The sequence below is a fragment of the Psychroflexus aestuariivivens genome, assembly GCF_004010055.1.
In the GTDB taxonomy this organism is placed as follows: domain Bacteria; phylum Bacteroidota; class Bacteroidia; order Flavobacteriales; family Flavobacteriaceae; genus Psychroflexus; species Psychroflexus aestuariivivens.
This window is the reverse complement of the sequence record NZ_RQVT01000044.1, coordinates 89,620-96,475: the sequence shown is the minus strand read 5'-3', so window position 1 is coordinate 96,475 and position 6,856 is coordinate 89,620. Positions and strand designations below refer to the sequence as shown.

4 protein-coding genes are annotated in these 6,856 nt (G+C 35.0%); 2 read left to right on the top strand and 2 right to left on the bottom strand.

Annotated features, from left to right (window positions below; genetic code table 11):
* On the bottom strand, positions 1–3,738 hold a 3,738-nt coding region (locus tag EIG86_RS07915; RefSeq protein WP_192901720.1), incomplete at its 3' end, for a choice-of-anchor L domain-containing protein.
* A gap of 79 nt (positions 3,739–3,817) precedes the next feature.
* Between EIG86_RS07915 and EIG86_RS07910 the strand changes: the two genes are divergently transcribed.
* Positions 3,818–4,732 (top strand): NifU family protein, encoded by a 915-nt coding sequence (locus tag EIG86_RS07910; protein ID WP_127845629.1) that lies wholly within the window; start codon positions 3,818–3,820, stop codon positions 4,730–4,732.
* Here EIG86_RS07910 and lpxB read toward each other — a convergent pair.
* Positions 4,729–5,847 (bottom strand): lipid-A-disaccharide synthase, encoded by a 1,119-nt coding sequence (lpxB, locus tag EIG86_RS07905; RefSeq protein ID WP_127845628.1) that lies wholly within the window; start codon positions 5,845–5,847, stop codon positions 4,729–4,731. The genes EIG86_RS07910 and lpxB overlap by 4 nt on opposite strands.
* A 140-nt stretch (positions 5,848–5,987) precedes the next feature.
* Here lpxB and EIG86_RS07900 point away from each other — a divergent pair, with 140 nt between their 5' ends.
* A complete protein-coding gene (locus tag EIG86_RS07900; protein ID WP_127845634.1) occupies positions 5,988–6,854 on the top strand; it encodes a YicC/YloC family endoribonuclease in 867 nt (288 codons plus the stop codon).
* Positions 6,855–6,856: the final 2 nt, after the last annotated feature.

The window sequence follows — 6,856 nt, the reverse complement described above, 5'->3', positions numbered from 1 at the left end:
TCCGTATACTTCTGAATCGTTCTGAGTTAAATCAAAACTTTGAGTGAAAGTGAAATCACCACACTGGTCTAAATCCACAGTATTGACGACCTCAGGGGTAGGGAAAGCTTCGATTTCAAAACTTGAAGTTGAGAAACATTCTGTATTATCGTCATTGATGACATTTATCCATATGGTCTGTGGATTAGATGTGTTGGTATATGCCTCAGGGTTTTCAATGGCATTGATATTGTCTTCAGCATCTAGTTGTGTCTCGAAATAAGCCACGCTGAATGTATAATCTGAAGTTTCTAATTCAGGATGGTCTAGCGCTAAATCCGTGTTCTGTGTCAAATCAAATTCAGTGAATTCTTCACCTGGTTCGGTGCAAAGCTCTAAATCTTCTATATCTTCACCAACAATACTTCCGTAAATAATAATATCGAAATTTGAAGTAACAAAGCATTCTTCACTATCGGAATTACCTAACCTTACAAAAATGGTTTCAGTAACATCTGAAGGGATATAATTTGTTGGATTCTGAATTTCATCGATATCAGCTTCAGCATCTTCAAGAGATAGGTAGTAAGTGATTTCAAAGTCTGTTGCATCTTGACTGCCGATTATTAAGCCTTCATTTTCAGTTAAATCAAAACTAGTATCATCATCAAAATTATGACATTCTTCTAAATCTTCAGGCTCATTAGCGATTTCTGGAGTAGGAAATGCTTCAATACTAAAGTTTGCAACATCGTAACAGCCTTCCTGTCCAGGGTTTATATTTCCGCCTCTTATAAAGATAGTTTGTGGGTTTGAAGTATTTATGTAAGATGCTGGGTTAGTGATAGCGTTAACATTATCTATGGCATCTTGTTGTGATTCAAAATATTGAATATCGAATAGATCTGGATCTAAATCATCTAAAGCATTATCATCATTTTGAGTTAAATCGAATTCTGAGAATTCTTCACCTGGTTCAGTACATTCTTCTAAATTGTCTAATTCAGCAATTGGTCCAGGTTCAGTTATATTAATTTCAAATTCATCAATTTCATTACAATCAACATTACCTTCTATGTTCTGAATACGAACCCAAATGGTTTGCGGTAAGGCTTCGGTTGGAGAGAAGTTTTCTGGATTAGCTATTGCATTAACATCATCTTCCGCATCTTGAAGACCTGTATAGTATGAAGTTTCAAAATCATCTGGTTCTTCCTGAATGTCTAAAACATTATCATCATTTTGTGTTAAATCAAATATTGGATTGCCAGTAACATCACAGATAATGATATCATCAGCTTCGTCTGTTATTTCATCAGGTTGCGGAACAAATTCAATAAAGACTGAATCTGAGTCATCACAATCAATGTTATCTGTTATGTCAACTGTATAAGTACCTGTTTCAGTTACAGTTATCGTGGCTCCATTTTCACCTGGTATGACAACTCCGTCTTTAAACCATGTAACATCAAATATATTTGGTAGATTGCCCTCAAAAATTTCCAGTACAATATCCTCACCTTCGCAAACTGCATCTTCGCTTTCAATAGTAACATCTTCACCTAAATTAGCACCGAGTTCAAAACTGCCACCTTCAATAAAAACAGCGGAGTCTAAAATATCATCAGTGTAATCAGAAATTGCTAATTTGATATGGTAGGTTTGACCAGGAATAACATCTGCTTGAACGCTTAAAGCTCGAGTTTGACCACCAAATTGATGCTCAGGTGGATTGAGTTGATCAAAATATTGAGGAAAGGCAAACTCACCTAAGCCAGAATTACAACTCTCTGCATGAATATTAACTGCACTTACAGGAACATTTGTGCCAGGAATTAAGGCAATATTTAGACCGCCTAAATCTATGTTTAGATCAGGCGTATTGGGGTTAGCGTCATGATTATAAGAATTTGTGTTTGAAATTCCAGGTCCGCTTAGTATAAATGCAAAGGTATCAGCAAAAGTACAAACAAAGTTCGGATATTCTTCAGAGGCAAAAATATAGTTAAAGTTAATTTCATCTACGTATGGTGTGAAGTCAAATTCGATAACTGTAGCATCCTCAGTATTTCCATCGCCTAAGGCACTTAAGTCTGGGTCGCCAGGTCCAAAAGTTGTCTGAGCTGGTGCGCCTGATGGTATGCCTTCTATACCTTGTGAGGCTAATACGATACCATCTTCAAATTGAAAATTTGAAAGGGCTTTATTGAAATAACCATAACTATCCCAAGGTTGACCAGAAACGTTACTATTAAGTGGAGATGTTATATTTTGAATTGAAGTACATGCCCCAGTAATCAAAACATCATTAATTAATTCTTCCAATGTAAAGGTGTCATCAACACTAATTTTATCATCAGCGATTATTAAAGTTTGATTAATTGTTTCAGAGCAACCGAATTCATCTGTGACTTCGAGCGTTAAATTTACACTGCCTATCTGATTGTTATTGAAAATAACATCCACATTTTGACCAACATATATTTGACCATCAATAGTCCAAGTGTAAGTTAAATTATTAGTTTCTCCAGAGGAAGTTGTAGCGTTACTTTCGAAAGTTATAGTTTGATTGATAGGTACAGCAGTATTACCTCCAACTTCTTGACTTGGAGATATGTTTACTATTTCTGGAAAAATATCCTGACAAGGTGGTCGACATGAGATATTAGCTGCCCAGCCAGCAGCAACAAAGGCAAAATCAGATTCAAAAACAATGGTCAAACAACCAGTAGGATTTTCATCTGAGGCTGTAATAAATTCCAATTCTTCGTTATTGCTTAATTCACCTGCAAAGTCTCCAAGAAGAGTGCTAGGGTCGTCTGAATTGTCTGCATCATATATTTGAAATGAAGTTCCAGCGGTATTTGGTGTTTCAAATTGTGTAAATTCAAGAACAGTTAGTAATTGTTCACCATCTTCACCTTCACCTGGGCAAATTGTGTATGTGAAATTTTCATTGGCTTCAAAGTTTTCGTTTGGACCTCCAGAATCATAAAATAACCCATCACAAGTTTCTGAAGTGCCATTTTGATTCATAATAATAACATCATCTAATGCATAAGATTCTGAAAGCTGAAAATCGCAACCGAATTCGTTAGTTCCAGAAACTTCAATTGAAAAAATATCAGTTGCTTCATAGCTATCTAAATCGGTGAAATACGAAGAAGTATCAGAAACTTCAGTGCCATCAACTGTCCAGCTGACATCAGTAAATTGCTGACCTAACATAGAGAATAGACCGAAATTAGCATCTTGTAATAAGCTTAATGTTAGTTGACCATTAATGTTTATTGCTGTACTACTGATTGAAGGTGAAATGTTGCTGCAATCGTCTGTACAAAACACTTCTGCTTCCCAGCCTTGATCTAAGCCTGAACCGTCAGATTCAAAAACAAATGTCAAACAGCCAGAAGCATTGTTAATCGTAGAAGCAACAAATGAAAGTTCAGGAAAATTATTTTCATTATCAAATACACCAATAAGTGCATCATCGTCAACGACATCTGAATCGTAAATAGTTAATAAATCTCCGTCTCCAAGTTCGAATTCTTGAAAATCTACATACAAAAAGTCGCCATCAGTTTCGGGACAAATTGTATAAGTGAAATCTTGGTTGTTGGAGTAAGTTGCATCAGGACCACCAGTATCATAAAACATTTCAGAACATGCATTCACGCTACCATTTTCGATAATTAAATCTTGAGCAGAAATGCTATGTAATCCTAAAAAAGTAAGTAATAATAGTAATAATCTTTTCATACTTTATTTATTAATAAGTGGTTAAATCTCTTTTTGCCCACATTTGTTTTGTAATTTTGCACAAAAATACTACAAAAAAATGCGAGACCTCAATATAGAAATAAAGACCACAAATAGACCTTCAATTTTGAAATTCGAAATTAACGAATTTTTAACCGAACAAAAAAGTTTTGAATTTAATAATATTGAAGAAGCAAAAAATTCTCCAATTGCGTCGCAACTCTTTCATTTACCTTTCGTTAAAACGGTATTTATCTCACAAAATTTTATCGCCATCGAAAAATTTAACATAGTTGAGTGGGAGGATGTGCAAAATGAAGTGGCAGAACAGCTTTTGAACTTTCTCAAAAATGGTGGAAAAGTAGTGAACGATATTGAGGAAAAATCTACTAAAAAAGTCCCTGTTACAGTTTATGCGGAAAGCACTCCAAACCCATCGGTGATGAAGTTTGTCGCCAATAAAAAATTGGTTTTGGAAACGGCAGAATTCAAATCTATCGACGATGCACAAAATTCGCCTTTAGCCCAAAAATTGTTTCATTTTCCTTTTGTGAAAGAAGTTTTTATGGACGAAAATTATATTTCGATCCACAAATACGATATGGCTGAATGGGATATGATAACCAATGAGTTGCGTGGATTTATAAAAAACTACGTTGAAGAAGGTGGGAAAATTCTTGAAACTGGTAAAGTTCAGCCGAAAGATGAATCGAAAACCGATAATTCACCTAAAATTGACACCAGCAACCTAGATGATGTTTCAAAGGAAATTGTTCAAATTTTAGAGGAATACGTAAAACCTGCTGTAGCCAGTGATGGCGGAAATATTGTTTTCAAATCTTACAATAAAGATTCTCAGCAAGTAGAAGTCATCCTACAAGGTGCTTGTAGCGGCTGTCCATCATCAACAATTACTTTGAAAAATGGCATTGAAACCATGCTAAAAGAAATGCTAAATAACAAAGTGAGCAGCGTTGTTGCTTACAACGGTTAATCGTTCTTCAAACTTTTCACAATTAATTCGGCGGTTTTGGCACTTGCACCAATGCCGCCGAGTTTTTCTTTTAGCTGTTTATAATCTTTTTGTAACTCTTCTCTTTTTTCTTCTTTTAGAATTTTATCTAACTCTATTTTAAGCTGTTTTACATTGAATTCATCCTGAATCAATTCTTTTACAACTTCACGATTCATAATTAAATTCACCAATGAAATATAATTTAGTTTTATAATTTGCTTTGCTATAATGTAAGACAAGTAACTGCCTTTGTAGCAAACCACTTCAGGAACTTCAAAAAGTGCAGTTTCCAAAGTTGCTGTGCCAGATGTTACCAAAGCCGCATGCGATTGACTCAACAAATTGTAAGTATCGTTTTGCACTAATTTTACACCACTATTTTTGATGAAACTCTGGTAAAAATCTTCATCTTGACTTGGTGCTCCAGCAATAATAAATTGATATTGCGGATAACCTTCAACCACCGATAGCATGACAGACAGCATTTTTGAAATTTCTTGTTTTCGACTGCCGGGAAGCAAAGCAATAATTGGTTTTTGTTCTAAATCATGATTGTTTACAAAAGTTTCAAAATCAATATCTTGTCGTTGGTCGATTTGATCTAGCAACGGATGACCTACAAAATGAACTGGAAAATTATGCTTCTCTTCATAAAAAGATTTTTCAAACGGCAAAATCACATACATTTCATCAACATCGCGTTTGATCGATTTAATTCGATTTTCTTTCCAAGCCCAAATTTGTGGCGAAATATAATAATGCGTTTTAAAACCTTCAGTTTTTGCCCATTTCGCAATTCGCATATTGAAACCTGGATAATCGATGAAAATAATCGCATCTGGTTGAAATTCAGAAATATCTTTTTTGCAAAATGCAATATTTTTGAAAATCGTTTTCAAATTCATTACTACTTCCAAAAAACCCATAAAGGCCAGTTCTTTGTAGTGTTTCACTAAAGTGCCGCCAACTGCCGTCATCAAGTCGCCGCCCCAAAACCGAAATTCAGCTTCAGTATCTTCTTTCAAAATGGCTTTCATCAGGTTGGAGGCGTGCAAATCTCCCGAAGCTTCCCCAGCAATGATATAATATTTCATTGAAATTTACTTATTTCTTTTGCGTAGCGAAATTACAATAAATTGAATTGAATTAGCTCCAGATGATAAAGCAAATTCACGCCAAAACATTCACTTCGGTTTTATTACCTTTGCACAACTTTTCAGAAAAAATAAATTTTATGATTCAATCGATGACCGGTTACGGCAAAAGCACTTTGGAAACGCCGGACAAAAATTTTGTAGTTGAAGTGAAATCGCTCAACAGCAAAAATATGGATGCCAACCTTAGGATGCCGTCCCAATATCGGCAGTTAGAATTGCCATTGCGCAACAAAATTTCGCAGTCACTATCGCGAGGAAAAGTCGATTTTTCATTGTCAGTCGAATCCAAAACAGCAGAAAGTTCTTCCAAAATCAACACCAAATTGGTTGAAAACTATATCACTCAATTGAAAACAATTTCTTCTGAAGACGACAAAGATTTCAATACTTTATTGAAAATCGCCATGACTTTACCAGAAGCTGTGAGCGTCGATAAATCTGAAATCGATGAAGCAGAAACCAAAGCTATTTTTGAAGTTGTACAGCAAGCTCTGCAAAACATCAACGAATTCCGTTCTGATGAAGGTGAAGTGTTGAAGCAAGATTTTCAAACTCGAATAAGCAATTTGTCAACTTTGTTGGAAAAAGTAAAAGAAATAGATCCCGAACGCATTCAACATGTGAAAATCAGATTGCGCAAAGGCATCGAAGATTTGAAAGAAAACATTGATGAAAACCGCTTTGAACAAGAATTGATTTACTACATCGAAAAATACGATATTACTGAAGAAAAAACACGTCTCGACAATCATTTGGCGTATTTCAGCAAAACACTAAATTCATCAGATTCCAATGGGAAAAAATTGAATTTTATCTGCCAAGAAATCGGTCGAGAAATCAATACCATTGGGAGCAAATCCAATTTTGCGCCAATGCAAAAAATGGTAGTTCAGATGAAAGATGAACTCGAAAAAATAAAAGAACAACTGCTGAACGTACTTTAATT